This window comes from Streptomyces sp. CNQ329, from assembly GCF_000482585.1.
On sequence record NZ_AXVU01000049.1, the window covers coordinates 14,016 to 39,201 of the forward strand.

The following is a 25,186-nucleotide window of genomic DNA, read 5'->3' on the forward strand; positions in this document are numbered from 1 at the left end:
CGGCCGCGCGTCCGGTGCCCTGCCGCCCATTCTCCGCCAGTCCGGGCCCCGTTCGGACCGCGGCGGGTACCGGATGGCCACATCCGACCGCCCCGCGTGGCGGCCCGCGGCGCGGCCCCGGCATCCGGTCGGGGGACGTGGACGGGTCGGCGCGGACGGTGTTTTCCGCGGTCTCGTACGGACCTCTTGACACCGTCTGGCGTGAACTCTACGTTCGCGTGAAATGGATTTCAAGGGATTTCCGGTGGCCCTGCCTCACTTCACCGGGTCCCGCTCAGTTGCTGCGCGCGCACTTGGGATGACCCTTCGCACCATCCGTAGGAAAACGATTTCACAACGGAGCGTCCATGAGCACCATGTTCGGCCTGGATGACCTCGCCCGTACGACCCCTGCCCGCTCCCGCTCGATCAGCGCCGAGAACCCCACCGGGGCCAAGGGCGCCGGCGGGGCCGCGACCGAGGGCACCGGTGCGCGGGCCGCCAGCCGGCTCGGCCAGGGGTGGAAGATCTCCCCGAGCATCGACATCGCGCCCGGCGAGACGGCCCTGCTCGCCGAGATCGACGGGCCGGGCACCATCCGCCACCTCTGGTGCACCACCGCCCCGCACGCCGCCTGGCGGCAGACTCTGCTGCGCGTCTACTGGGACGGTGAACAGACGCCCGCCGTCGAGGTCCCGCTCGGGGACTTCTTCTGCAACGGCTGGAGCGTCTTCAGCCAGGTCTCCTCCGTGCCCGTGACCGTCGCCCCCAACGGCGGCTTCAACGCCTACTGGCCCATGCCGTTCCGCCGGCACGCCCGCGTCACGCTGGAGAACCTCGCCCCCGAGCAGATGACGCTCTACTACCAGATCGACTACGAGCTGGCCGACGTCCCCGCCGACGCCTCCTACTTCCACGCCCAGTGGCGCCGCAGCAACCCCGTCGACGAGTCCTCCGTCCACACCCTCCTCGACGGCGTCACCGGCGCCGGCCAGTACGTCGGCACGTACCTCGCCTGGGGCACCAACAGCCCCGGCTGGTGGGGCGAGGGCGAGCTGAAGTTCTACCTCGACGGGGACGAGGACTGGCCCACGATCTGCGGCACCGGCACCGAGGACTACTTCGGCGGCGCCTGGAACTTCGACGTCAAGCCGCACGGCTACACCGCCTACACCACGCCGTATCTGGGCCTGAACCAGATCCTCAGGCCCGACGGCCTCTACGCCAGCCAGCAGCGGTTCGGGATGTACCGCTGGCACGTCCCGGACCCCGTCCGCTTCCACGAAGACCTCCGCGTGACCGTGCAGTGTCTCGGTATCGGCGCGGGCCAGGGCAACGGCCTGAGGCACCGCTACCGCAAGAACCGTGACGACATCGCCTCGACCTCCCTGTTCTACCTGGACGCACCGTCGAGCGCATCCCTCCCGGCCACCCCCGGCCTGCTCGACCTGGAAGTCGACGCCCCCGACTGAGACCCGCCCGCGCAGCCAGCACCCATCCGACAGACAGGGGCAACGACATGCTCCAGCACGGCAACGGCGCCGTCCCCGCCCGCGGCGTCCCCTCGCGCCGCCGCTTCCTCGGCGGCACGGCGGGCGTCGCCGCGGCGACCGCGGCCACGGCCGCCGCCACCCCGCTCCTCAGCGGCTGCGGCGGCTCCGCGAACGCCGACGGCGGCACGCTGAAGTTCTGGCACTTCTACGACCCGAAGGCGTCCGATCCCGCGATGGTCGCCCAGTCCCAGTGGTTCGACGGGCTCATCAAGGAGTGGAACGCCACCCACGACGTCAAGATCGAGCCCTACTTCATCCCCGGCGTCAGCTACCAGGGCTCGAAGATGGTCACCGCCTTCGCCGCCGGCGCGGGGCCCGACATCTTCCTGCTCAGCCCCGGCGACTTCACCCGCTACTACAACGGCGGCATCCTCGCCGACCTCACCCCGCACCTCGACGACGGCGTCATCGAGGACTACGGCACCAGCCTCACCAGCCGCACCGTCGACGGCAAGGTCTACGCCCTGCCCATGGAGGTCGAGCCGCTGGCGATGTTCTACAACGTCCCCGTCTGGGAGAAGGCCGGCCTCTCCGAGGCCGACATCCCCGTCACCTGGGACCAGCTCCTCGACATCGGCGACAGGATCCGCAGCAAGACCGGAGCCGCCGGCCTCGTCTTCCACACCGACCCCGGCTACTACCAGAACTTCACCTGGTACTGCTGGATGTGGCAGGGCGGCGGCGAGGTCGTCGACAAGGCCGGCAACGTCGTCTTCGACTCCAAGGGCGCCCGCCAGGCCCTGGCGCTCTGGCAGGACGCCGTCGAGTCCGGCATCGCACCGCGCACACTCCCGGCCGCCGACGACCGCATCACCGCGTTCACCTCCGGCCTCGCCGGCATGTGGCAGATCGGCATCTGGGAGGTCCAGGCGTTCAAGGCGGGCGCCCCCGAGCACGAGTACGGGATCTTCAAGCTGCCCGTGCCGCCCGGCGGCGAGTACACCACCACCCTCGGCGGCTGGTCGTTCTGCGCCAGCACCCAGGGCGCCAACCCCGAGGCCGCCGCGGAGTTCTGCGGCTGGGCGCTCGGCGGGATGTCCGACGAGTCGATCAACCGCACCGTCGAGTGGTGCACGGGCGTGAAGTCCGACATCTCCCCGCGCACCTCCGCCCTGGAGCGTGGCGCGGAGCGCGGCGGCTACGACTCCTGGGCGATGAGGAAGTTCAAGGAGGAGATCTTCCCCGGCGGCCGGGCCGAGCCGCGCTACCCGCCGATCGTCTACAAGGCGATCTCCGACGCCATCCAGGCCACCATGCTCGCCGGCAAGGGCGTGGAGGGCGAGGCCGACCGGGCCGCGCAGACGATCGACGCCTTCATGAAGAGCTACGAGGGGGCGAGCCTGATATGACGAGCATCGCCACACCGCGGTCGCGCGCTCCGGGCGCCGCCGCCAAGCGCGCCGGCGCCCCCGCGGGGCGCCGCCGGCTCGGCCGCAAGGGCCGCGAACGGCTGGCCGCCGCGCTGTTCCTGCTGCCCGACGGCCTCGGCCTGGGGATCTTCGTGGTCCTGCCGATGCTGCTGTCGTTCGTGCTGAGCTTCTTCCAGGTCTCGGGCTTCGGCTCGTACGAGTGGATCGGCGTCGGCAACTACGAGCGGATGTTCAACGACCCGTACTTCTGGTCCTCGATGTGGGTCACCACGAAGTACGTCGTGCTCCTCGTGCCGACGCTCTTCCTGGTCAGCCTCAGCCTCGGCGTGCTGATGAAGCAGATGCTGCCCGGCATGTCGGTCTACCGCACCGCGCTCTTCCTGCCCCACATGCTGAGTCTGGTCGTCGTCGGCCTGCTGTGGAAGTTCATGCTCGACGACCAGACCGGCGTGGTGAACAAGGCCACCGGCGAGCTGGGCATGGGCGCCCGCTCCTGGCTCGGCGAACCCGGCCTCGCGCTCTACGCGGTGATCGCGGTCACGGTCTGGTATTACATGGGCTACTACATGATCATTTTTCTGGCGGGTCTCAACGAGATCCCCCGGGAGCTGTACGAGGCCGCGAAGATCGACGGCGCCGGCCCGTGGACCTCGTTCCGGCAGATCACCTGGCCGCTGCTGAAGCCCACCAGCTTCTTCGTCCTCATCGTCAGCACGGTCGCCGCGATCACCGGCACCTTCGACCTCATCTTCGTGCTGACCGACGGCGGTCCCGCCAACGGCACCGCCGTGGCGATGTTCTACATCTACCAACAGGCGTTCGTCTTCGGCGAGTACGGCTACGCCGCGGCCCTCGGCTCCTTCCTCGTGGTCGTGATGGTCGCCCTGTCCTGGCTGATCTTCAAGGCGACCAAGGGCGGGAGGTTCGACGATGAGCAGTGACACCCTGGCCGACGGCACAGCCGCCCGCCCCGCCCCGCTGCGCGGCCCCGGCCGCCGCCGCACCCGCGCCGGGCTCACGGTGCTGGCCATCGTGCTGTCCGTGCTGAGCATCTTCCCGGTCCTGTGGCTGATCACCTCGGCGCTCAAGCCGGGCCGGGCCGTCACCGACGGCAAGCTGGTCCCCAAGGAGGTCACCTGGGAGAACTTCCGCTACGTCCTCACCGAAGTGGCCTTCGACCGCTGGCTGTGGAACAGCTTCATCACCGCCGCGGTCATCACCATCGTCGCGCTGTTCTTCCACTCGATGGCCGCCTACGCCCTGGCCCGTCTCCGCTTCCCCGGCCGCGACGGCATCTTCGTCGTCATCTTCTCCACGCTGCTGATCACCCCGCCGGTGATCCTCATCCCGCTGTTCATCGTCGTCCGCGAGATGGGCATGCTCGACAGCTACGCGGCCCTCATCATCCCGCCGCTCTTCAACGCCTTCGGCATCTTCCTCCTGCGGCAGTTCTACCTCGGCATTCCGCGGGAGCTGGAGGAGGCGGCGATCGCCGACGGCGCCGGCTACTGGCGGATCTACTGGAGCATCATCCTGCCGCTGTCCCGGCCCATCCTGGCCGCGCTGTCGGTGTTCTTCTTCCTCGCCAACTGGAACGCCTTCGCCTGGCCGCTGGTCGCCACCAGCAGCGAGGACCTGACCGTCACCCAGGTCGGCATCGCGTCCTTCACCACCCAGTACGGCTCGGACTGGAACTACATTCTCGCCGCCGCGGTGGTCGCCGTGATCCCGATGCTCATGCTCTTCCTCTTCTTCCAGCGCCAGATGGTCGAGTCCATCAAGACCTCCGGCCTGAAGTAACGCGCCCCGCGACCCACGGCCGCGCCACCGTCACCACGCATCACAACCGCACGCAATTGGAGGCCAGCCACATGGCACGCATCGGTCTGCTGTCCATCTCCGACGGCCGGGACTACGTCCAGCGGGACGTACGCGAGCACGTCTCCCGCGCCGCGCGCGAGCTGGCGGCCATGCTCGGCGAGGCCGGGCACGAGGTGATCGTCGCGCCCGAGCACGTGGAGTCCAACGTCCTCGCCACCTCGCAGGCCCGCTGGCTCGCCGAGCGGCACGTCGAGGTGACGATCTTCCACCACTCCGTGTGGACGTTCCCGCACTTCACCATGCTGGCCGCCGAGGCCACGCCGGGACCGATCCTGATGGTCGCCAACCTCGACCCGCAGTTCCCCGGCATGGTCGGCCTCCTCGCCGGCGCCGGGGGCCTGGACCAGATCGGCCGCACCCACGCCCGTGCCTGGGGCGATCTCGCCGAGCCGGGGGTACGGGACCGGATCCTCACCCACGTCCGCGCCGGCGCCGCCGTGCAGCGGCTGCGCGGCTCCACCTTCGGCCGGATCGGCGGCCGGCCCATGGGCATGTACACCGCCACCGCCAACACCGACCAGTGGATGAAGGTCTTCGGCGTCGACGTCGAGGAGATCGACCAGTGGGAGATCGTGCGGCGCAGCGAGAACGCCGACGCGGCGCGGGTGAAGAACGCCCGTAGCTGGATCGAACGGCACGCGGCCGGCGTCCACTACGACGGCGACCGGCTCACCCCCGAGCTGCTGGAGCGGCAGATCCGCTCGTACTACGCGATGCGCGAGCTGATCGAGGAGTGGAACCTCGACTTCTCCGGCATCAAGGGCCAGCCGGAGCTGACCGCGCACTTCGCCACGATGGACATCGCCGAGGCGTTCCTCAACGACCCGTACGACTGGGAGGGCCCGAAGGAGACCCATGTCACCTCCACCGAGGCGGACATGGACGCGGCGCTGACGATGCAGGTGCTCAAGCTGCTCTCCGGCGACCCCGTGCTCTTCGCCGACGTCCGGCACTACCACACCGACAAGCAGGTCTGGGACCTGTGCAACTCCGGCCAGCACGCCACCTGGTACGCGGCCCGCTCGGAGGACCCCGCGGAGAACCTGCGGCACGTCAACTTCCTCCCGGAGGTCTTCTACTTCCCGGCCGGCGGCGCCTCCGTCCAGCACCTGGCCGCTCCCGGCGCGATGACCTTCGCCCGGCTGACCCGGCTGCGCGGCGAGTACCGGATGCACGTGATGCGCGGCGAGATGGAGCAGTACGACGCGGAGACCAACGAGCGCATGATGCGGGCCAGCACGTGGGAGTGGCCGCACGCTTTCGCGCGCCTGAACGCCACGGCGGAGGAGTTCCTGACCCGCTTCGGCAGCAACCACATCCACGCGGTCCCCGGCGACTACGTCGCCGAACTCCGCGCGGTCTGTGACCAACTGGGCATCACCTACGACGGCTTCGGAGACTGCCGGTGACCATGGCCGGACAGGCAGGCGCAGAACCCCTGCCGGCGATGCGCGGCATCGCGCAGACCCTCGACACCTTGGAGATCACCAAGGACAATGCCGAGGACGTCCACGCCACGTACGACATGAGCGGGAAGGTCGGCTGACAGACATGGGGCTCCTCCTCGGCATCGACATCGGCACCTCGTCGTCCAAGGGCGTGCTCGTCCGAGGCGACGGCACCCTCGTCGCCCAGGCCGTACGCGAACACGCCACCGCCACCCCGCGGCCGGGGTGGGTCGAGCACGATGCCGAGGAGGTGTGGTGGGCGGACTTCACCGCGCTGAGCGCGGAGCTGACGGCCGCGGCGAGGGAGGGGATCGACGCCGTCGGCGTCAGCGGCATCGGGCCCTGCCTGCTGCCCGTCGACGAGGCCGGCACCCCGCTGCGGCCGGCGATCCTCTACGGCGTCGACACCCGCGCCGGCGCCGAGATCGAGGCGCAGACCGCCCGGTACGGCGCCGACGCGGTCATCGCGCAGTGCGGCTCGCCGCTGACCAGCCAGGCCGTGGGGCCGAAGCTGGAGTGGCTGCGCCGGCAGGAGCCGGAGGTCTACGCCCGCACCCGCCGCTGGTACATGGCCAGTTCGCTGCTCGCGCACCGGCTCACAGGCGCGTACGTCCTGGACCACCACTCCGCGAGCCAGTGCACGCCGCTGTACGACCTGCGCGAGCGGCGCTGGATCGCGGAGCGGTGCGAGGAGATCGCCCCCGGCCTTCAGTGGCCGGAGCTGGTCTGGCCCTCCGACGTCGTCGGTGAGGTCACCCCGGCCGCCGCTGCCGCCACGGGCCTGCCCGCGGGGATCCCCGTCGTCGCCGGCACGGTCGACGCCTGGGCGGAGTCCACGGCGGTCGGCGCCACCGGCGCGGGGGACCTGATGCTCATGTACGGCACGACGATGTTCCTGGTCAACGTCGTCGAGCAGCCGGTGGCCAGCCCGAAGCTGTGGGGCACGGCGGGCGCGTTCGCCGGCACGTACTGCCTCGCCGCCGGCATGGCTACCTCCGGCGCCGTCACCGGCTGGCTGCGCGACCTCACCGGCTCCGACTACGCCACCCTCGTCGCCGAGGCCGCCGCCGTCCCGCCCGGCGCCGAAGGGCTGCTGATGCTCCCGTACTTCGCGGGCGAACGCACCCCCCTCTTCGACCCCGACGCCCGCGGCCTCGTCCACGGCCTCACCCTGCGCCACACCCGCGGCCACCTCTACCGCGCCGCGCTGGAGGCCACCGCGTACGGCGTCCGCCACAACCTCGCCGCGATGACGGAGGCCGGCGGCGTCCCGGCCCGGCTCGTCGCGGTCGGCGGGGGCGCCCGCGAACTGTGGACGCAGATCGTCTCCGACGTCACCGGCCAGGAACAGCAGATCCCCCGTCACCTCGTCGGTGCCGCGTACGGTGACGCATTTCTTGCCGCGGTCGGCGCCGGCAGGGCCGCCCCGCCGGACATCACCGGCTGGAACCCCGTCGAGTCGACGGTGACACCCGACCCCGCGGCGGCCCGCGTCTACGCCCAGCTCTACGAGCACTACCTGGGCCTTTATCCGGCCACGAAGGACATCGCCCACGCCCTCGCCGCCCGCCAGCACGCGGACGCCTGAACGGGGTGGCGGGCACTTATCACGCTTCTGTGACTCCATGGTTGCTTTCCTGCCATCGAAGACGCGACGTTGCTTCGCTAATCTCGTTGAGGCACGACGGGGGCAGGTGGCTCCCCTCCCACAGACGATGGAGGGAACCGCACGATGAAGGCGCGTAGGACAGGCACGGGGGCGGCGGCCGCCGCCGTGACGGCCGCGGTGGCGCTGCTGCTGGCCGGCTGCGGCGGTGACGACGGGGGCTCCTCGTCCGGCAGGATCGAGGGCGCGCAGTCCGGCGACAAGGAGCCGTCCGCCGACCCGTCGGAATCGGAGCCCGGCGCCCCGCAGTTCGACCTCCCGGACGACGTGAAGGTCGAGATCGCCGAGGACACCACGGGGGACGAGAAGAAGGACGCGATCCTGCGGGACCACGGCTACGCGCTGATGGCCCAGCAGGAGGCGTACGCCGCCACCGAGGCCACACCGAACTTCACGCGGTACTGGGACGGCGAGGCCGCCGCCACGTTCGAGGCCGACTTCGCCGAGTACCGCAAGGACGGCATCACCATCACCGGGCTCGACACCTTCTACTTCCGCGAGGTCACCTCACTGAAGGGCGACCGCGCCGTCGTCGCGTACTGCGAGGACCAGAGCAGGGCGTACGTGAAGGACACCGAGACCGGGAAGGTCGACAAGGCCCCGGCCACGCTGAACGCCTTCATCGACGCGCGCGCCACGATGGAGAAGAGCGGCGACGGCTGGAAGGTCGTGGACTACCAGGCAACCAGGGGGAGCAAGGAATGTCGCGACGAAGCCTGACACACCGCACCCTGCGGACCCGCGGGACCGCCACGGTCGCCGCGCTGACCTGCGGGCTGCTGCTCGCCGCCGCCGGCGGGGCGGCTGCGGAGCGCCCCACGGGCACCACCACGCCCGGCGCGGACACCGGTAACGGGGACATCGGCTCCAGCGTGCAGTACCGCTACCACAGCCCGGGCGGCGGCCAGCCGATGACCAGCTCGACCGGCGACTGGTCGCCGCCGGTGTGCTGGTTCGAGCCCCGGTACACCAATGACGCGCTGGCCAAGCACAACGAGGAGATGGAGGACAAGGGCCCGCTGGAGGGTATCGACCACGAGACCGCGGAGAACCGCAAAGAGGAGACCGACGCCCACAAGGACAAGGACGGCATGTGGTGGGAGCGCACCCCCGTCATGTCGCCGCGCTCCTGTGAGATCGGCGAGCTGTGGATCTGGGTGGACCGCGGCGACCCCGACCCGCCCGCCGACGCCGTCGACCCGGAGATCCTCGCGGGCCTGGCGTACGACAGGACCAAGCTCCCGGCGCCGCCGGTCGACCTGAAGCCCAACGAGGACCGCAACGTGGTCAACCTGCCCACGAAGATCGAGTTCAGCGAGCCGCTGGACCGCGTCTGGACGACGGCCAGCCTCGTCAACGCGCAGGCCGGCGTCGACATCGCGGCCACCACCGTCGCCGAACCGGTCTCGCTGCGCATCGACGCCGGCACGGAGAACGCGGACCCGAGCTCCTGCACCTACGACCTGGTGCGGGCGGACGGCGGCTACCAGGTGAACAGCGAGGGCGCCGACTGCAACATCACGTACCGCAAGTCCTCGGGCGAGGGTACGTACCCGCTGGAGGCGCAGATCGTCTGGGACGTGACGTGGAACCCGACGGCGGACCCCGACGGCGGCCCGGTCAACGACGAGCTGCCCGACGGTCTGTCGGTCTCCGAGCAGGACGTGACCGTGAAGGAGATCCAGACGGTCGTCCGCTGACCGTGTCTTCCGCACCGGGCCGCGCCCGGTGCGGAGCAGGACGTCCACGCCGGCGCAGGCCGGCGGGGACGGGCCGGGCGGCGGCGCGCGTGCCGGGGGAACTGCGCGCCGCCGTCCCGCTGCCCGGGATTCAGCAGCTCATGGCCCAGGTGTGGGAGTCGCCGCGGTCGTTGGCGACGCCGTTGTAGCCGACCTCCTGCCCCGGGGTGAGGCAGAGGGTGGCGGCGCCGCCCTGCCAGGCGTCCTCGTAGACGATCACGTGGTCCCTGACGCCGGGCCCGGAGATCCCGTGGTTGGCCCAGGACGAGTCGGTGTCGGCGATCCACGACTCCCACCAGCCGTCGTCACCGGACCAGTTGGCGCGCTGGCCGTCGAAGTTCGCGTGCTCCCAGGTGCAGAACTCGCCGCTCGGGCAGTCCGCGGCGGAGGCCGCGGCGCCGGATCCGACGGCGGCCCCGGCCGCCAGGAGCGTGGCGGCCAGCAGCGCGAGGGGCCCCCGCATCGTCTTGGTCTTCGCCTGTGTCATGAGGGTCTCTTCTCCTTGTCGAGCAGGGTGGTGGCACGCTCCACGGCGTGGGCGCGCAGGCGGTCGTGCGCGGCGACGTCCGCGCGGTGGTCGGCCCGGACCGCGGCCAGGCCGCGGTCCTCGTGGGCGGCGATGGCCTTGAGGTTGTTCACGACGGTGGAGGCCCGGAACCAGCGCTCCTGATCCCCGTACAGCGCGCGCTGCGCCCTGGCCAGGCACCCGTCGGTGTGGGCCCGTACGACGTATCCGGTCGGCAGCTTCTGCGCCAACTCGGCCTCGCCCGCTCCGAAGAGCGCGTCGGAGACCTTGCGCTGCTCCTCCTTGCCGCCCGCCGACCGCCCCGGCCGCGGTGGGCTGAGCCCTTGCCGGGTGAGACAGCGGTCGGTGAGCAACTGCTGCGCGGCGCGTACGGAGTCGTCGTCGCCGAGCGGCGGCGGGCCGCTCGGTGCGGCGCAGCCGGCCACTGCGAGGGCGAGCGCCGCACCGAGGAGGGCGGGGAGGGAACGGGACGTCATGGCCCGGTGCGCCGGGTGTGCGGCTCAGCCGGGCTGGCAGTCGGCGGGCCGGGAGCTGTCCACCCCGTCGATCTTGTTGCCCCAGTCCCAGTTGTCGTCGAACTCGTACGCCCGGATCTCCCGGAAGACGCAGCCGTGCCGGGTCCAGTCGATCGCCCAGACGCTGCCGTGGTGGTCGGACCGGACGGAGTAGGCGTTGGCGTGCAGGCTGCGGGGGAGATCCGCGTACCCGCCGGGCCGGTAGCACCATCCCTCGCCCATCTGCCCCGGCCGGGTCCAGAAGCAGACTTCGCCGGGTCCGGCGGCGCTCGGTGCGGCCTCGGTGGGGACGGCGGCGACGGCCAGGGTGGCGGCGGTGGTCAGGACGGCGAAGAGGAAGGCGCGCAGGCGCATGTGGCAAACCCCCGAGAGTGACGATCTGTGTGCAGACGGTAACCCTTCGTTTCCTCCGGTGTGAAGCGGGAGGTCACCCGAACGGCCCAAGGTGCGGCGGACGCCGCCACCGGCTACAGGCGGACGACGACCAGGGCGGTGTCGTCGGTGAGGCCGGCCGGGGGGAGGAGGTCGGTCAGCAGCGCGTCGGCGAGCTGTTCCGGATCCTCGGTGCCGTGCCGGGCGACCGAACGGGCGAGCCGGGCCAGGCTGATGTCGATGTCCTCGTACCGCCGCTCGATCAGTCCGTCGGTGTACAGCACGAGGACACAGCCGTCGGTGAACGTGGCGTGGGCCTCGGGGCGCTCGGCGTGTTCCGGGCGGGCGCCCAGGGGCGGATCTGTGGCCCGGTCGAGGTAGGTGACGGTGCCGTCCGGATCCCAGAGCACCGGGGGGAGGTGGCCGGCGCTGCTGTAGGTGAGGGACTGCCCGGCCCAGTCGATGAACACGGAGGCGGCGGTGGCGGTCGCTTCGCGGTCGTCCACGGACCGGGCGTACCGGCCGAGTACCTCCAGGGCCTGGGCGGGACCGTCCGCGACGAGCGCGGCGGCGGACAGCGCGCTGCGGAGCTGGCCCATGACGCCGGCCGCCCGCAGGCCGTGCCCGACCACGTCGCCGACGGTCACCACGGTGCGGTCGCCGCCGGGGCGGTCGACGATGTCGTACCAGTCGCCGCAGACGTTCAAGGACGCGATCGCGGGCCGGTAGCGCACCGCGGCCCGGTGGTGCCCGAGCGGGCTGGGCGCGGGCAGCATCGCTTCCTGGAGCTGGAGGGCGACCTCGTGTTCGCGCGCGTGCGCCAGGCGCAGCCGTTCGTTGACCTCCTGCAGTTCCAGGCCCCGGGAGTAGAGGTCGGTCTGGAGGATCTGGGCGCGGTCGTCGCCGCCGCGCGTGCGGATGAGTTCGGTGACCTCCTCGACCCGGTGCAGCAGCAGGGCCACGGACCCGTCCGGCGCGAAGACGGGCACGTTCACGGGGCTCCAGTACCGCTCCTCCCACACCCCGGGCCGGTCCGGGGGGACTCCAGGTCGTAGCGCTGCAGAGCCATGGCGTCGCGCTGCCCGGTGGCCGCGACCCGGCGCAGGGAGGCGGACAGGTTGCGGGTGCCGCTGGCGTCGGGGGCGTCGGGGTTGTCGGGAAAGACGTCGAACACGTAGCGGCCGATCACCTGACTGCGGGTGCGCCCCGAGACCGACCAGTACGCGTCGTTGGCGTCCACGTAGATCAGGTCCGTGCTCAGCAGCGCCACCGCGGTCGGCAGGGCGCGGAAGACGGCCTGATAGTCGATCACGGGTCCGTTCTCCATCAGCCTGCCCCGCGTCGCGTACGTCCGGGTCACGTGTTTCTTCACGCTACGGGCGGACCGCGGGACCGGCCCGTTGGGTTCCGCCGTCCGTGGCCGGGAACGACCCCCGACGCCTACGGCGGCGGGGCCGGAGGCCGCCGGGGGCGGGAGCGCAGGCGCAGGCGGGCACCCCGTTCGTCGGCGGTCAGCAGTTCCCGCTGCTCGCGTTTGAGCGCCGCGTACGCGCCGCGCACGTAGTCCGGGTACGCATCGCCGGGATGCCGGAGATACGCACCGTCGGCCTCGGCTCCCTGTGTGCCCTGGGCGCGGGACACTTCGGCGTACGAGACGTGGGCGCAGAACCTGCGCAGCTCATCGGGCATGGCCTCCTCCCGCAGCAGGTCCCCGTGGGAGAGGATCAGATCGCGCATCTTCACGTTCGCGGGGAACAGCGCGTGATCCAGCCACTTCTTCCACTCGACCGCAAGCGTGTCCTTCGTGCGGTGCCGCTTGCCGGGCAGGCCGGCCGCCATCAGGCCGTGGTAGATGCATTCGTTGACGTCGACGAGCACGTACAGCGGGCCGTAGAGCTCCTTGAGCTGGCTGTTGACGCGCACCAGGCGGGCCTGCCGCCGTTCCGCCTGCATCTGCGCGTACTGGTTCAGCGCGAAGGCGAGAGCCGCGACGATGACGGTCGTGCACGCGCTGATGACGGCCGCGGCCACGCCCGCCTCACCGGCGCCTGCGGGCGGGGAACTGCTCGTCCAGGAAGGTGCTCATGCCCGGGTACGCCCACGTCCGGGAATCCCAGCATTCGATCTCGCCGTCGGGGGCCACGTGCAGCCGGGGCTCCGGCCTCCGCCCCGGCCACTCGGCGTCCAGCGCCCGGTGCAGGTACTCGTCCACGTCCTGGTCCGTGTACCAGTTGGTGTCCGACCGGCGCATGAGGTACACGTCCATGTCCGCGCGGACGGCAAGGCGCAGCTCGTAGCGGAGGAACGCGGCGTTGCGGCGGTCCGCGACCAGGTACCGGGGGTCGCGGGCCAGGAGGGCGACCATGCACCTCGACCGGCCCACGTTCTTCCTGATCCCGTTCAGGATCGCGTCCCTGTTCCTGCTTGCCCCGGGGTTCAGTTGCGTGGTCCAGATGTTCCCGACGGGGATCGTGTGTGCGGGGGGATGACGGTCCGCGATGGTCTGCGGATCGACCCTTTCCCAGGGAGCGTGCCGATGCCATCGCGCGTTCCTCCGGAATCCGTCGAACCTGTTCCTGGTCTGGCGGTCTTCTCCGGTCGCGGCATACATGTTCATCCCGCCGAAGGCGAAGTAGACGGGCAGTTGCGTCGCAGGCATGGTTCCCCCCGGGGTGCCGGCTTCGGCACAGGCAGCTCGTGGCGGGCGGGCCGCAGCGCCGGGGCGCCGCGGTCCCGCGCCGGCACGCGGTCGCCGACCAGGGTGGTCCGGCCGGCGGCCGGCGGCTATCCCGATGGCGCACGGGCTGTACCGAGGGCGAAGCCCTCCTCCCAACCGCCCGCGGCCCCCCTGGTGTTCATGCCTGCGCGGGACCAGACTGCACCTGTCGTCCGCGCTTCGAGGAAGACCGCATCCACGTGTCCGTGCCGCGACCGCACCTGCCGTTATCCCGGTTCCAGCAGATCCGCACCCGGGATCTCGACCAGGCGCGGGAAGTGGTGGGGGACATGTTCTGTCCGCACCGGCTCACCGCCCTGGACGGCACCCCCGCCTTCGACACCCGCTTCCACGCGGCCGTCGCCGGCCGGGTGAGCCTGTGCTACCTGGACTACGGCGGCCGGGTGCACATCACGCCCGAGGCGCAGAGAACGTTCTACCTGGTGCTGATTCCGCTGGCCGGCCACGCCGAACTGGGCGACGGGCGGCTTCGGGCCGCGTACGGCCCCGGGGCGGCGGGGGTGCCCCCGGTGGACCGCGGCTACACGATCCGGGTCGCCGCCGGCAGCCCTCATCTCGTCGTACGGATCGTCCGCGAGCAACTGGAGCGGCATCTGCGCGGGATGCTGGGCCGCCGGTTGCCGGAGCCGGTCCGGTTCGGCCTCGGTATGGACATGGCCGATCCGGCGCTGCGCTCCTGGCGGCGCGTCGTCGACCTGCTCCTCGACGAGATGGACGGCGGCGGCCGTATCCCGCAGCATCCGCTGGCCATGCGCGACCTGGAACGGCTGCTGCTCAGCCAGTTGCTCCTCGGCCAGCCCCACAACTACTCCGCTCTCCTCCGCGAGCCTCCCCGCGACGCGCCGCCGAAGGCGATCCGCGTGGCGGCCGAGCTGATCGAGGCCCACGCGGGGGAGGAACTCACCGTGGAGGACATCGCCGAGGCGGTGGGCATCGGCGTACGCGCCCTGCAGGCCGGCTTCCGCCGCCACCTGGACTCCACGCCGACGCGCTTCCTGCGCGACATCCGGCTCCGGCGCGTACGGCAGGAGCTCGCCGCGGCCGACCCCGCCACGACGAAGGTCACCGACGTCGCCGCGCGCTGGGGTTTCGTCCACCCCGGCCACTTCTCCGTGTACTACCGCCGGCGGTTCGGCGAGCCGCCGTCCGCCACGCTGCGCCGCTGAAGCGGCCCGGGCCCCACGGCGTTCAAGGGCCGTCCGACCGGGGTGACCGCCCGTGTCACGGCGCGGTGGCCCCCGACGGGAGCCGCCCCCGCGTCCGCGGCACGTCACGCGGCGAGTTCCGCCGGCAGCGGCTCGGCGTGCAGCACCGTCAGCCCCGACACCGCCCGCGTCAGGCAGACGTAGAGCCGCCGCAGCCCGGTGCGGGTGTCCGGTTCCGCCGCGACGATCGCCGCCGGGTCGTCCAGCACCACGTAGTCGTACTCCAGGCCCTTCGCCAGCGACGCCGGCACCAGCGTCAGCCGCGCCTCCGACGTCGTCTCCTCACCCGGCGACAGGAACGGCAACCCCGCCGCGGCCAGCGCCGCTCCCAACGCGGCCACCCGCCCGTCCGCCGCGATCAGGCCCACCGAGCCCTCCCGGCTGTGCAGTACCGACGCGCACGCCTCCGCCACCGTCCCGTCGAGCGCCGCCTCCGGCACCCTGCGCACCGACAGGTCCCCCGCCGACTCCCTGATCGACGTCGCCTCCGCCAGCCCCGGCGCGATCGACGGCAGCAGCCGCGACGCGTACGCGATCACCTCCCGCGGCACCCGGAACCCCTGCGTCAGCTCCTCCACCACCGCGCCCGGCTTCCCCAGATGCCCCAGCGCCGTCTTCCAGCTCTCGGTCGCCCAGGGCGTCGTCCCCTGCGCGATGTCCCCCAGCACCGTCGCCGACCCGGTCGAGCACCGCCGTCCCACCGCCCGGTACTGCATCGGCGAGAGGTCCTGCGCCTCGTCCAGCACCACGTGCCCCAGCGAGGGCGTCCGCTCCACCACGTCCCGCGCCTCGTCGATCAGCACCGCGTCCGCCGCCGACCACCGCGCCGACCGCACGCCCCGCGGCGGCTTCTCCCACAGCAGCAGCCGCTGCTCGCCGGCGTCGAGGATCCCCTCCGCGTGCGCGGCGAGGAAACCGGCGTCCGACAGCAGCCGCAGCACCACCTTCACCGGGTCCACCGCGGGCCAGACCGCCTTCACCGCCGCCTTGACGGCCGCGTTGCGCGCCACCGCGTCCTGCACCCGGTCGTCCGGCGCCTCCCCGGCGCGCTCCATCCGTACGAGCACCGCGTGCGCGATCCGCTGCGGCAGCGCCTCGCGCGCCGAGTTGTAGCGGATGTCGCGCTCCAGCAGCTCCCGCACCAGCTCCTCCACCTCGTACGCGGGCACCCGCCACCGCCGCGACCCGCGCACCACCACCACCGGCTCCGTCGGCATGGTCACCCCGGCGCGCACCGCGCGCCGCAGCACCTCCGCCATCCGCGCGTCGCCCTTGAGCCGCGCCACCCCGGCCGGGTCCGTCCCCCGTACCTCCACGTGCGCCACCAGCTCCGCCACCGTCGCCTGCTTGACGTCCAGCTCACCCAGCGTCGGCAGCACCTGCTCGATGTACCGCAGGAAGGAGTCGTTCGGCCCGATCACCAGCGTCCCCGTACGCGCCAGCCGCTCCCGGTGCGCATACAGCAGGTACGCGACCCGGTGCAGCCCCACCGCGGTCTTCCCCGTCCCGGGCGCCCCCTGCACGCACACCGTCCCGCCGATCTCCGCCCGCACGATCTCGTCCTGCTCCGGCTGGATCGTCGCCACGATGTCCCGCATCGGCCCGACACGTGGGCGCTCGATCTCCCGCTGGAGCAGCGCGCTGGTCTTCGCCTCCTCGGCCGGGTCGGTCAGGTGCTCGTCCTCGTAGGCCGTGATCTCCCCGCGGTCGTACCCGAAGCGCCGCCGCAGGGACACGTCCATCGGGTCCTTCGTCGACGCCCGGTAGAACGGCTGCGACACCGGCGCCCGCCAGTCGATCACCATCGGATCGCCGTCGGCGTCGTGCACGTGCCGCCGCCCGATGTAGAAGTTCTCGCCGGGGTCCCCTTCCGCCTTCTCCGCCCCGGGGGCGTGGGCGTAGTCGAGCCGGCCGAAGAAGAGCGGGGTGTCGGCCAGGTCGGCGAGCGCCTTGATCCGCTGGTCGATCTCGGACTGGAGCACCTCGGCGTTGACCCAGTTCGCGGTCACGTCGGTGATGTCCAGCGCCTCGGCGTCGGCACGCATGGCGCGCAGGGCGGCACGGGACGCGGCGAGGTGGGCGCGCTCGCGTGCGAGGGGCGCGGCGGGGGCGGCGGGGGCTGGAGGAGTGGGGTCGGACATGGTGGAACAAGCCTCCGGCGGCTGGCGGTATACGGTCACGAGTGGCGTAGGCCGCCGGTTTCCGACCGGCTGGCGGCACTCCCGGCGCGCGCAAACAGCCGGGGAGGCGGGGGCAGACGCGCGAGCTTACGCGCGGGCCGCGGGCGGGTCCAACCGATTTCTCCGCGGGAGGCGAATGGCCGGTACTGCGCTGGCCCCGGCCGCGCGTACGCAGTTGTCTGTACGCCGACAATGTCTCACCCGCTACGGACCGAAGGAGCCCGCAGCATGCGCAGAAGACGGTTATCCGCCACCCTGGCCGCCCTCACCCTGGCCGCCGCCCTCGGCACCACCGCCACAGCCGCCGCCGCCCCGGCCGACGCCGGCACCACCGCCGTGCCCGTCTGCGCCGACGGGTACGTCTGCGTCCACCACGACGGCGTCATCACCCTCGTCCCCGAGGGCGCCGACCACACGTTCGACCCCGCCGTGAGGCTGGTCGCGGCCGTCAACTCCACCAAGACCGGATACTGCCTCACCGGCACTTTCAACCGCGGCCTGGGCGCGGGCGAGACCTGGGAGCCGGCCTCCGGCTATGCCCTCTCCCGCCTGGCCCCCTCGGGATCGGGATTCTGCCTGACCGAGGACTGACGGCCGACGACTGACGGCCGGCCGCCGGTCGCGCTCGCGGGCGGCTCGCGGTGCACACGCGTCGATCGCCACAAGCCGGCACCACGTCCCTGTTTCCCATGCAGAATGTGCGCGTGGCGACCGACGTATCCCCTGAATGGCGCCTCGGTGACGTGATCCTCGATCTCTACGAGGTCCTCGGCGTGATCCGCACCGGAGGCATGGGGCTGGTGCACCGCGTGCTGCACCGCGGGTGGAACGCGGAACTGGCCGTGAAGTCCCCCCGCCCCGACGCACTCGCCGGCGGCAGGGGACTGGACGACTTTGAGGCGGAGGCCGCGACCTGGGCCGGTCTCGGCGAGCATCCGCACACCGTGACCTGCGTGTACGTCCGCAGGCTGGACGGCGTGCCCCGGGTCTTCGCGGAATGGCTGGACGGCGGCAGCCTGGCCGACGCCGTGCGCCGCGGCCGTCTCTACACCGGCGGACACCGCGAGGTGCTGCACCGCATCCTCGACATCGCCGTGCAGACCGCGTGGGGGTTGCAGCACGCGCACAGAAACGGCCTCGTCCACCAGGACGTCAAGCCCGCCAACGTGCTGCTGACTCCCGGCGGTACGGCCAAGGTGACCGACTTCGGGCTGGCCAGGGCGCGGGTCGCGGCCGGTGAAACCGGCGGCACCGGCTCCGCGGACGCGAGCGTCGTGGCCGGGTACGCCGGGATGACCCCGGCCTACTGCTCGCCCGAGCAGGCCCAGGCCGCCGGCTGGACGCCGTTGTCCGGACGGCCGCGGACACCGCTGGGCCGGGCGACCGACACCTGGTCGTGGGCGCTGACCGTGCTGGAGATGTTCACCGGCCGCGCGCCCTGCCGGTACGGGTACACCGCCGCCGAGGCGTTCGAGGCGTTCCTCACCGACGGCGCCGGGAGACCGGACCCGCGCATACCGCCGATGCCGCAGGGGCTGGCGGCGCTGCTCCGCCGCTGCTTCACCCAGGATCCGGCGCGGCGGCCGAGGGACATGGGCGCGCTGGCCGGCGACGTGGCCGCGGTCTACGCCGAGGCCCTCGGCGAGCCGTACCCCAGGCCGGAGCCGCGGACGGCCGTGCGGCTCGCGGACGAGCTGTCCAACCAGGCCCTGTCGATGCTGGACCTCGGGCGCGACTTCCGGGCCGAGACGCTGTGGCGCCGGGCCACCGAGGCCGACGCCCGCCACCTGCACGCGACGTACAACCGTGGCCTGCACCGGTGGCGCAGCGGGCAGTCCACCGACGCCCAGTTCGTCGCCGACCTGGAGGCCGCCTGCGCCGCCCGGCCCCGCGACTGGACGGGCCCGTACCTGCTGGGCCTGGTGCATCTGGAGCGCGGCGACGCACCCGCCGCGCGCCACACTCTCCGGACCGCGGCCGGACACGCCCCCGGCGGCACCCCGGAGATCACCGCCGCCCTGGCGGCGGCCGACAACGCCCCCCGGCACGAGGCGCCGGTGGTCCTCGCCCGGAACGGCCAGGGGGTGTGTGCGGTGGCCATGACCCAGGACGGCACGACCGCGCTCTCCGCCGGCCGCGGCACGCTCCGGGTGTGGGACCTGACCGCCCGCCGCTGCGTACGGGAGATCGCCACCCCGGACGACGGGCCCGGCGGACACCCCGTCACGGATCTGGCGATCGACGCGGAAGGCACCCGGGCGCTCTCCGCCGAGGAGGGCGGCCCCGTACGCGTCTGGGATCTCGCCACCGGCCGGCTCGACCGCGCCCTCACCGACCCGGCCGAGCCCGGGCAGAGCCCCTCCGTCCAGGTCGCCCTGAGCGCGGACGGCCGCGTCGCCCTGTCCCTGCACGCGGACGGAGCCGTCCGGACCTGGGACGTCTCGTCCGGTCGCCGCCTGCACACGCGCACGCAGGGCACGGAGGGCGGCGGCTACTTCCGGTCGGCGGGGATCAGCGCCGACGGCCGCACCGCGCTCGGACTCGCCCGGCAGCCCGATGCCGGACAGCCGTGGGACGCCGGCGCCGCCGAGGTGTGGGACACCGCCACCGGCCGTGTGCTGCGCACGTTCGGCAACGGATGCGTTATCGCATGGCTGACCGCCGACGGCCGCACGGTGGTCGCCCAGGAGGGCCGCTACGAGGAGGCCCGCGTCCGCGTCTGGGACGTGGCGACCGGCCGGGAACGCTGCACCGTCGACCGCCCCGGCGGCAGGGGCTACACCTTCGCCGTGAGCGGCGACGGCCGCCACGCCGTCTCCACCCGCGGCGACAGCGTCCAGCTCTGGGAACTGACCACCGGGCGGTGCCTCCAGACCTGGCCGTCGGAGACGCAGTTCCCCGACTGGGAGGAACTGGCCGTCGCCCTCAGCGGCGACGGCCGCTTCGCGCTGCTGGGCGCCGACTCGGGCACGCTCATCCTGCGCGAGGTGGCGTCCGCGGGCCCGGCCGCCCCATGGAGCTACGCCCGCCCGCGACCCGCCGAGGACCGGCGGCGCGAGAGCGAGGCGGCCGGCCTGGCCCTGGAGCGGACCGCGGAACTGGTCGCGGACGGCCGCGTCCCCGCCGCCGCCGAGGAGATACGCCGGGCCCGGACCCGGGTCGGCCACCAGCGCCACCGCGCCCTGCTGGACCGCTGGCAGGACCTCGCCCGGTACGGACGCCGCACAAGGTTGCAGGACGCGTGGCTGCGCGACGTCCTGCCCACCGTGGGCCAGTACCGCTCCGTGAGCTGCGGTACGGCGGTGAGCGACGACGGCTCGCGCGCCCTGGTGAGCAACGAGCACGGCACCGTCCGGGCATGGCACCTGGGCGGCGGACGCCACCGCACCATGCAGGGTCACACCGGACACGTCCCGGCCCTCGCCGTCAGCGCGGACGGAGAAACGGCCCTGTCAGCCGGTGCGGACGCCACCGTCCGGGTCTGGGAGGCGGCCTCAGGGATCTGCCGGCACGTGCTGCGCGGTCACACCGGCGCGGTGCGACACGTGGCCGTCAGCGCGGACGGCCGCGTCGGGCTCTCCGGCGGAGACGACGCCGTCCTTCGCGTCTGGGACCTGACCACCGGCGCATGCCGCCGGGAACTCACCGACCACCACGCGGCCGTCACCGCCCTGCTGCTGGGCGCCGACGGACGGTACGCGGTCTCCTGCACCGCATCCGCGGGCGACGGTCCGCGGATCTGGGACGTGCAGACCGGACACTGCATACGTGCCCTGCCACCGGGCCCCGGCCGCACGGGCCTCGCCCTGAGCCACGCCGGTGACGTGCTGTTCTCCTGCGCTCAGGACGGCACCCTCCAGGTGTGGGACACCTCCACCGGCCGCTGCCGCCACACGATGCCCGGCGCCCCCGGGACGACCGTGGCGATCTCCGGGGACGGCGGGACCGGGATCTCGACGACCAGGGACGACACGACCAAGACCATGACGGTCTGGGACCTGCGCACCGGCCGGGGCCGCCCTCTCGGCACCTACGAGGGCCCGAACGCCCCCGGGCTCAGCACGGACGGCCGGTTCGCCGTCACCGGCGGCTGGGACGGCCTGGTGCGGGTGTGGGACCTCGCGGGCGGCGGCTGCCTGCGCGAGCTGGAAGGGCACGACGGCATCGTGGAGAGGCCGTGGATCAGCGGCAACGGCCATGTCGTCACCACATTCGACAGCCAGGGCGCCGCGCGGGTGTGGGAACTGGACTGGGAGTACGAGTTCCCGGCGCAGGACGGCGGGTGAGGCGACCGCCGGGGGCGGCGTCAGGCGGTGGGGAACTCCTCACGCTTGACGGCGTCGACGAAGGCGGCCCAGGCGGTGGGGGTGAAGGCCAGGCGAGGGCCGCCGGGGTCCTTCGAGTCGCGGACGGGGACGGTGGTGGGGGTGGTGGCCACCTCGATGCAGTCGCCGCCGTTGTCGTGGCTGTAGCTGCTCTTACGCCAGGTCATGGCCATGCTGCCTGTATCCCTCCATGAACTCGCCGATGAAGGCGGCGGATTCGCGAGCCGACATAGCGTCAGCCCTGAGCACATCATAGGTCCGCAGGTGATGCTCGAAGGCCGTTGGATTTGCGCTGAAGTACCCACGGTCAAGTGCCTCTGCGTAGGCCCATTTTTCGTCGTCGGGCAGCGTGAGCAACGACATCGAGCCGCGTGGGCGGATGAGTTCGGGTCGGTTGGCCGGGGCCACCTGGATCTGGATGTTGCTCCGCTGACCTGCGGCGAGCAGGTGCTCGCACTGCTCTTGCATGACCTCGGGGCTACCAACGACGTTGCGCAGGCAGCTCTCATCGATGACAGCGATGTACAGCGGGCCTTCAGGGGAAAAGAACCTTTGCTGGCGGCTGAGTCTGGCTCGTACGCGTTCCTCGACTTTCTCCTCGTCTTCGGTGACGCGAGTGAACAGTGCTTGGGCGTACCGCTCATTCTGCAGCAGACCCGGTACGACTCCCTCCTGATACGCCCGCAACGACAGGCACTCCGCGTCCATCTGTGCCCGCCGTTCGAACCAATTCGGGTGTGCCACATCCGGGTACCAGTCGACCTTCAGCCACAGTCGCGCTAACAGACCGTTACCCCCCAGCACATCGTCGCACTTCTCCGCGAACGTGTCCGGCGGGACGCTCGTCCCCGCCTCGACCCTCGCGACGTACGACCGGTCGCAGGGGATCGGCCTCGCCAGCTCCGCCTGTGTCATGCCTGCTGCCTCGCGCAGGTGTTTCAGCACGTCGCCGAACATCTCGGCGGTCGTGCCGGTCGCGCGGTGCATGGCGTTCCGTGGGGTCATGCGTGCCTCCCCGTTCAAGTCACGTCTGTCACGTGCCGGGCCTTGCACCCGGCCACTCCGCTCCGAAAACCTTTCACCACGCAGCGTAACCGAGCGCTACGACAATACAGCTGTAAATCCCAAAGTGTCACCGTAATTCTGGAGTTGGTGTGGATGGCCGAGCATGGAGCGTGCAGTTCGGAGGGGATGGCGCGCGAGTGGTCGATGGGGTACGTGATGGCGCACCGGTCCGTGCCGCTGGTGAGGGTGCACGTGCGGCGGCAGTTGGCGCTGTGGGGGTGGGGCGGGGACGCGTACGACGCGGCGGTGGTGGTGTCGGAGCTGGTGACGAACGCGATCCAGTACGGGCGGCGGATCGGGCGGCGGGTGTGGGTGCGGCTGGCCGTACGGGAGGACGGGTCGCTGGTGATCGACGTGTCGGATCCGCAGGAGACGCTGCCGCCGCGGGTGCTGGATCCGTCGCCGCCGGGGCCGGAGGACGAGCGGGGGAGGGGGCTGTTCCTGGCGCGGGGGCTGGGGGCGGAGCTGTCGTGGTTTCCGCGCGAGTTCGTCGGCAAGACGGTGCGGGCGAGGCTGGAGCCGACGCCGGTGGGGGAGCGGGCGGAGGACGGGGAAGTCGGGGGAACCCTGAGACTTCCGTAGGGGTGCGGCTGGCCCCTGGGTCGTAGAGCGGGGGCCGTGGGATTCCCTCCGCGGGCCGAGGTTTTTGCAGGTGAACCCCGGCACGCTGGAAGCATGAGCAGCGCTTCCATCGCCCCGCCGAGCGGGGCAGCAGACAGCCCGCGGGCCACCGACGCCCCGCAGCCCGACAGCGCGCACATCGCGACGGTGGCCGCGCGTGCGACGAGGAACCGCCTGCACACGGCGTGGCGGGCGGTCACCGCCTTCGGCGGTGCGGTGGTCTCGGTGGTCGTCCTGGGGGAGTACGCGGACCGCTGACCGACAGACGGCTGCGGCCCTCGCGACCACTGCGGCCTTCCGCGACCACCGCGCCCTCCCCTCGGCCTCCGCCGGCGGGCGGTGCAGGGGCCGGCCGACGGCGGAGCGCCGGGGGTCCTACTCGAAGTACGACGCCGTCGTGCAGTGACCGCCTTCGGGGTTGACGCCGGGACTGTCGAGCAGGTCGATGCCCCAGGGTTGCTCGCCTTGCCCGAGGTGTCCGTGCAGCGGCCGTACGGGCTGTCGCCGCCGGTCGGCTTGCTGAACGTGTAGAAGTCACCGCGCCGGACGGGCGCCGAGGAACCGGAGAGGTCGCCGTTCAGGTCAATCGCCGATCGTTGTCATCCGTGTCGATATCTCGTATCGGCCCTTTCCGGGCAGCACTGGACGGCCTCCCGGCCTGGACGGCCGGGAGACTCGGTGGGGATCCATGCGTGAGGGGAGAGGGCTCCCGGCGGCCGGAGGACCGTGGGGAGGAGGCCGGCCGCCGGGAGGTTGGAGGGCGCCGCGGACTCAGGTCTGGCAGGCGCTGCTGCTGGTCGAGTGCGAGAGGATCACCTTGGCCTCGGTGAAGGTGGACTTGGCGCCGTCGGCGCCTCCGTTGGTGCAACCGACGCGGCCGGAGTATCCGGCATTTTTGAAGTACGTCACCGACCCCATGGAGTTGGGCATGACGCGGACCGAACGGACCATCGGGAAGATGCCGCTGGCCCACGAGCACTGCACATCGCCGCCCTTCCAGTTCTCGTCGTCCGACCGGGCCGGCCACGCACACCGCTGGCCCTGGCCGCCGGTGCCGCTGTAGAAGCAGACGGAGTTCGAAGGACAACTCCACGCCTTCGCTTCGGCCGCCGACGCCTGGGCCGGCAACGCCGGCCCGAGGGCGACGGCAAGGCCGATGGTGCCGAGGGTGGTGAGAATCTTTCGCATGACTTCTCCTGGTATCGAAACCCGAGGTAACTCCTCCGTGCCGCTCGGGTGAGCGGGGAGGAACGGGCGCGGTTTGTTTCCGTCGTGCGTGGTGGAGCGGCGAGCCACCGCCCGCCGCGCCGCGCGCGCCGTTGCGCACACCGGGGTCGGCGGCGCGGGGCGGGCCTCGGCGCGGGGCGCGCCGAGGGGGCCGGTGAGGGCGGGTGGTTGGCGACGGAGATGGAGCGGAGGCTCGTACGAAAAGGACTCTAAGAGCAAGGGGCACTGATCCGGCAGTTGCCACATTGCTCAGATCGCCGCAGGTGACTGTGCACGCTGCTCATGCGGCGGAGGCTGGGGCGGGTGTCCCGGGGCGGGGCAGGCGGGTCCGCGGAAGCGCGGGGGTGTCCCAGAGCCGACCCGCGGAAGCGCGGGGGTGTCCCAGAGCCCACCCGCGGAAGCGCGGAGGTGTCCCAGAGCCCACCCGCGGCAACGCGGAGGTGTCCCAGAACTTGTCCGCTCCAGCGCCGGGGTGCCCCAGAGTCGTCCGCCGTCCCCTGGCCCGCTTCCACCTCTGGCCCGCCTCGGATGCGCCCAGCCCTCCATCTCCCCTCACGCCCGCCCAAGGGTATGCGCCTGCTCTGACAGTGGGCCCGGGTCGCCGGTGTCGGCGGCTGGCCGGCGGGGTGGGTGGAGCGGGTGCGGGGGCACGCGCTGGGGCGGAGGCTGGTCCGCGGGGTGGGCCGGGAACGAGGGGAGCGGGGGTACGGCGGTGTGCTCAGTCGTCGGGTATCGCGGGCGGCGTCGTGGGCGCCGTTGTTCGCCTCGAACCGCACG

At 72.1% G+C, this 25,186-nt stretch carries 24 protein-coding genes and 1 pseudogene; 15 read left to right on the top strand and 10 right to left on the bottom strand.

Going from position 1 to position 25,186, the window contains the following annotated elements; translation table 11 throughout:
• Nucleotides 1-223 precede the first annotated feature (223 nt).
• The 10 genes from I003_RS35740 (at nucleotide 224) to I003_RS0125480 (ending at nucleotide 9,597) form a co-directional block, all read left to right on the top strand.
• Nucleotides 224-373 (top strand): helix-turn-helix domain-containing protein, encoded by a 150-nt coding sequence (locus I003_RS35740; protein WP_106966340.1) that lies wholly within the window; start codon nucleotides 224-226, stop codon nucleotides 371-373.
• The gene (locus I003_RS0125440; protein WP_027774096.1) at nucleotides 348-1,451 is read left to right on the top strand and encodes a glycoside hydrolase family 172 protein; all 1,104 of its coding nucleotides are present in this window, start codon (nucleotides 348-350) and stop codon (nucleotides 1,449-1,451) included. Before I003_RS35740 ends, I003_RS0125440 begins: the two co-directional genes overlap by 26 nt.
• A gap of 47 nt (nucleotides 1,452-1,498) precedes the next feature.
• On the top strand, nucleotides 1,499-2,881 hold the full coding sequence (locus I003_RS0125445; protein WP_027774097.1) for an ABC transporter substrate-binding protein: 1,383 nt from the start codon (nucleotides 1,499-1,501) through the stop codon (nucleotides 2,879-2,881).
• Nucleotides 2,878-3,843 (top strand): carbohydrate ABC transporter permease, encoded by a 966-nt coding sequence (locus tag I003_RS0125450; RefSeq protein ID WP_027774098.1) that lies wholly within the window; start codon nucleotides 2,878-2,880, stop codon nucleotides 3,841-3,843. Before I003_RS0125445 ends, I003_RS0125450 begins: the two co-directional genes overlap by 4 nt.
• A complete protein-coding gene (locus tag I003_RS0125455; protein WP_037721703.1) occupies nucleotides 3,833-4,702 on the top strand; it encodes a carbohydrate ABC transporter permease in 870 nt (289 codons plus the stop codon). The genes I003_RS0125450 and I003_RS0125455 overlap by 11 nt, the downstream gene beginning before the upstream one ends.
• Before the next feature lie 71 nt (nucleotides 4,703-4,773).
• On the top strand, nucleotides 4,774-6,192 hold the full coding sequence (locus I003_RS0125460; protein ID WP_027774100.1) for an L-fucose/L-arabinose isomerase family protein: 1,419 nt from the start codon (nucleotides 4,774-4,776) through the stop codon (nucleotides 6,190-6,192).
• Between the two features lie 2 nt (nucleotides 6,193-6,194).
• Nucleotides 6,195-6,329, top strand: coding sequence for a hypothetical protein (locus I003_RS37055; protein WP_486584380.1), 135 nt, complete (start codon nucleotides 6,195-6,197; stop codon nucleotides 6,327-6,329).
• Nucleotides 6,330-6,334: 5 nt separating this feature from the next.
• On the top strand, nucleotides 6,335-7,819 hold the full coding sequence (locus tag I003_RS0125470) for an FGGY-family carbohydrate kinase (protein ID WP_027774101.1): 1,485 nt from the start codon (nucleotides 6,335-6,337) through the stop codon (nucleotides 7,817-7,819).
• A 144-nt stretch (nucleotides 7,820-7,963) separates the two neighbouring features.
• Nucleotides 7,964-8,617, top strand: coding sequence for a hypothetical protein (locus I003_RS0125475; RefSeq protein WP_051368471.1), 654 nt, complete (start codon nucleotides 7,964-7,966; stop codon nucleotides 8,615-8,617).
• Nucleotides 8,599-9,597 carry a hypothetical protein gene (locus I003_RS0125480; RefSeq protein ID WP_027774103.1) on the top strand — a complete coding sequence of 333 codons (999 nt, stop codon included), beginning with the start codon at nucleotides 8,599-8,601 and terminating at the stop codon, nucleotides 9,595-9,597. Before I003_RS0125475 ends, I003_RS0125480 begins: the two co-directional genes overlap by 19 nt.
• 130 nt (nucleotides 9,598-9,727) lie before the next feature.
• Here I003_RS0125480 and I003_RS0125485 read toward each other — a convergent pair whose 3' ends face one another.
• The 6 genes and pseudogenes from I003_RS0125485 to I003_RS36190 all read right to left on the bottom strand — a co-directional run bounded on the left by I003_RS0125485 (nucleotide 9,728) and on the right by I003_RS36190 (nucleotide 13,708).
• Nucleotides 9,728-10,123: a peptidase inhibitor family I36 protein gene (locus I003_RS0125485; protein ID WP_037721705.1), complete on the bottom strand. Its 396-nt coding sequence runs from the start codon at nucleotides 10,121-10,123 to the stop codon at nucleotides 9,728-9,730.
• Nucleotides 10,120-10,638, bottom strand: coding sequence for a hypothetical protein (locus I003_RS0125490; protein WP_027774105.1), 519 nt, complete (start codon nucleotides 10,636-10,638; stop codon nucleotides 10,120-10,122). The genes I003_RS0125485 and I003_RS0125490 overlap by 4 nt, the downstream gene beginning before the upstream one ends.
• Before the next feature lie 24 nt (nucleotides 10,639-10,662).
• Complete coding sequence (locus I003_RS0125495) at nucleotides 10,663-11,031, bottom strand: hypothetical protein (RefSeq protein WP_027774106.1); 369 nt, start codon at nucleotides 11,029-11,031, stop codon at nucleotides 10,663-10,665.
• A gap of 113 nt (nucleotides 11,032-11,144) precedes the next feature.
• Nucleotides 11,145-12,376, bottom strand: a pseudogene (locus I003_RS33180) (PP2C family protein-serine/threonine phosphatase).
• Between the two features lie 113 nt (nucleotides 12,377-12,489).
• Nucleotides 12,490-13,080 (bottom strand): hypothetical protein, encoded by a 591-nt coding sequence (locus I003_RS33185; RefSeq protein ID WP_078564355.1) that lies wholly within the window; start codon nucleotides 13,078-13,080, stop codon nucleotides 12,490-12,492.
• A gap of 7 nt (nucleotides 13,081-13,087) precedes the next feature.
• Entirely contained in the window at nucleotides 13,088-13,708 is a 621-nt protein-coding gene (locus I003_RS36190; RefSeq protein ID WP_158689019.1) for a hypothetical protein, read from the bottom strand.
• A gap of 263 nt (nucleotides 13,709-13,971) precedes the next feature.
• Between I003_RS36190 and I003_RS35165 the strand changes: the two genes are divergently transcribed.
• Nucleotides 13,972-14,952: an AraC family transcriptional regulator gene (locus I003_RS35165; protein ID WP_078564361.1), complete on the top strand. Its 981-nt coding sequence runs from the start codon at nucleotides 13,972-13,974 to the stop codon at nucleotides 14,950-14,952.
• Between the two features lie 104 nt (nucleotides 14,953-15,056).
• On the opposite strand, the gene I003_RS0125525 is transcribed toward I003_RS35165, so the two are convergent.
• The gene (locus tag I003_RS0125525) at nucleotides 15,057-17,132 is read right to left on the bottom strand and encodes an AAA family ATPase (RefSeq protein WP_027774109.1); all 2,076 of its coding nucleotides are present in this window, start codon (nucleotides 17,130-17,132) and stop codon (nucleotides 15,057-15,059) included.
• Nucleotides 17,133-17,399: 267 nt separating this feature from the next.
• Between I003_RS0125525 and I003_RS0125530 the strand changes: the two genes are divergently transcribed.
• The gene (locus tag I003_RS0125530; RefSeq protein WP_027774110.1) at nucleotides 17,400-17,762 is read left to right on the top strand and encodes a hypothetical protein; all 363 of its coding nucleotides are present in this window, start codon (nucleotides 17,400-17,402) and stop codon (nucleotides 17,760-17,762) included.
• A gap of 113 nt (nucleotides 17,763-17,875) precedes the next feature.
• Nucleotides 17,876-21,457, top strand: a complete 3,582-nt coding sequence (locus I003_RS0125535; RefSeq protein ID WP_037721707.1) for a protein kinase domain-containing protein — start codon at nucleotides 17,876-17,878, stop codon at nucleotides 21,455-21,457.
• A 20-nt stretch (nucleotides 21,458-21,477) separates the two neighbouring features.
• On the opposite strand, the gene I003_RS0125540 is transcribed toward I003_RS0125535, so the two are convergent.
• Entirely contained in the window at nucleotides 21,478-21,669 is a 192-nt protein-coding gene (locus tag I003_RS0125540; protein WP_027774112.1) for a DUF397 domain-containing protein, read from the bottom strand.
• Complete coding sequence (locus tag I003_RS0125545) at nucleotides 21,650-22,501, bottom strand: helix-turn-helix domain-containing protein (protein ID WP_486584381.1); 852 nt, start codon at nucleotides 22,499-22,501, stop codon at nucleotides 21,650-21,652. The genes I003_RS0125540 and I003_RS0125545 overlap by 20 nt, the downstream gene beginning before the upstream one ends.
• A gap of 153 nt (nucleotides 22,502-22,654) precedes the next feature.
• Here I003_RS0125545 and I003_RS0125550 point away from each other — a divergent pair, with 153 nt between their 5' ends.
• Both I003_RS0125550 and I003_RS0125555 read left to right on the top strand, forming a co-directional pair.
• Nucleotides 22,655-23,143, top strand: a complete 489-nt coding sequence (locus I003_RS0125550; RefSeq protein WP_486584382.1) for an ATP-binding protein — start codon at nucleotides 22,655-22,657, stop codon at nucleotides 23,141-23,143.
• A 93-nt stretch (nucleotides 23,144-23,236) separates the two neighbouring features.
• The gene (locus tag I003_RS0125555) at nucleotides 23,237-23,440 is read left to right on the top strand and encodes a hypothetical protein (protein ID WP_027774115.1); all 204 of its coding nucleotides are present in this window, start codon (nucleotides 23,237-23,239) and stop codon (nucleotides 23,438-23,440) included.
• A 513-nt stretch (nucleotides 23,441-23,953) separates the two neighbouring features.
• Here I003_RS0125555 and I003_RS36195 read toward each other — a convergent pair.
• Nucleotides 23,954-24,370, bottom strand: a complete 417-nt coding sequence (locus I003_RS36195) for a peptidase inhibitor family I36 protein (protein WP_051368475.1) — start codon at nucleotides 24,368-24,370, stop codon at nucleotides 23,954-23,956.
• Between the last annotated feature and the right edge of the window lie 816 nt (nucleotides 24,371-25,186).

What these genes read in the sequence shown, in the direction of transcription:
- I003_RS35740 (WP_106966340.1), top strand. Translation starts at nt 224, where the DNA reads ATGGATTTCAAGGGATTTCCGGTGGCCCTGCCTCACTTCACCGGGTCC.
- I003_RS0125525 (WP_027774109.1), bottom strand. Translation starts at nt 17,132, where the DNA reads ATGTCCGACCCCACTCCTCCAGCCCCCGCCGCCCCCGCCGCGCCCCTC.
- I003_RS0125540 (WP_027774112.1), bottom strand. Translation starts at nt 21,669, where the DNA reads ATGGCCATGACCTGGCGTAAGAGCAGCTACAGCCACGACAACGGCGGC.
- I003_RS0125445 (WP_027774097.1), top strand. Translation starts at nt 1,499, where the DNA reads ATGCTCCAGCACGGCAACGGCGCCGTCCCCGCCCGCGGCGTCCCCTCG.
- I003_RS0125530 (WP_027774110.1), top strand. Translation starts at nt 17,400, where the DNA reads ATGCGCAGAAGACGGTTATCCGCCACCCTGGCCGCCCTCACCCTGGCC.
- I003_RS0125475 (WP_051368471.1), top strand. Translation starts at nt 7,964, where the DNA reads ATGAAGGCGCGTAGGACAGGCACGGGGGCGGCGGCCGCCGCCGTGACG.
- I003_RS0125450 (WP_027774098.1), top strand. Translation starts at nt 2,878, where the DNA reads ATGACGAGCATCGCCACACCGCGGTCGCGCGCTCCGGGCGCCGCCGCC.
- I003_RS37055 (WP_486584380.1), top strand. Translation starts at nt 6,195, where the DNA reads ATGGCCGGACAGGCAGGCGCAGAACCCCTGCCGGCGATGCGCGGCATC.
- I003_RS0125480 (WP_027774103.1), top strand. Translation starts at nt 8,599, where the DNA reads ATGTCGCGACGAAGCCTGACACACCGCACCCTGCGGACCCGCGGGACC.
- I003_RS0125460 (WP_027774100.1), top strand. Translation starts at nt 4,774, where the DNA reads ATGGCACGCATCGGTCTGCTGTCCATCTCCGACGGCCGGGACTACGTC.
- I003_RS0125470 (WP_027774101.1), top strand. Translation starts at nt 6,335, where the DNA reads ATGGGGCTCCTCCTCGGCATCGACATCGGCACCTCGTCGTCCAAGGGC.
- I003_RS36190 (WP_158689019.1), bottom strand. Translation starts at nt 13,708, where the DNA reads ATGCCTGCGACGCAACTGCCCGTCTACTTCGCCTTCGGCGGGATGAAC.
- I003_RS0125455 (WP_037721703.1), top strand. Translation starts at nt 3,833, where the DNA reads ATGAGCAGTGACACCCTGGCCGACGGCACAGCCGCCCGCCCCGCCCCG.
- I003_RS0125440 (WP_027774096.1), top strand. Translation starts at nt 348, where the DNA reads ATGAGCACCATGTTCGGCCTGGATGACCTCGCCCGTACGACCCCTGCC.
- I003_RS0125490 (WP_027774105.1), bottom strand. Translation starts at nt 10,638, where the DNA reads ATGACGTCCCGTTCCCTCCCCGCCCTCCTCGGTGCGGCGCTCGCCCTC.
- I003_RS0125555 (WP_027774115.1), top strand. Translation starts at nt 23,237, where the DNA reads ATGAGCAGCGCTTCCATCGCCCCGCCGAGCGGGGCAGCAGACAGCCCG.
- I003_RS36195 (WP_051368475.1), bottom strand. Translation starts at nt 24,370, where the DNA reads ATGCGAAAGATTCTCACCACCCTCGGCACCATCGGCCTTGCCGTCGCC.
- I003_RS0125550 (WP_486584382.1), top strand. Translation starts at nt 22,655, where the DNA reads ATGGCCGAGCATGGAGCGTGCAGTTCGGAGGGGATGGCGCGCGAGTGG.
- I003_RS0125485 (WP_037721705.1), bottom strand. Translation starts at nt 10,123, where the DNA reads ATGACACAGGCGAAGACCAAGACGATGCGGGGGCCCCTCGCGCTGCTG.
- I003_RS0125495 (WP_027774106.1), bottom strand. Translation starts at nt 11,031, where the DNA reads ATGCGCCTGCGCGCCTTCCTCTTCGCCGTCCTGACCACCGCCGCCACC.
- I003_RS0125545 (WP_486584381.1), bottom strand. Translation starts at nt 22,501, where the DNA reads ATGACCCCACGGAACGCCATGCACCGCGCGACCGGCACGACCGCCGAG.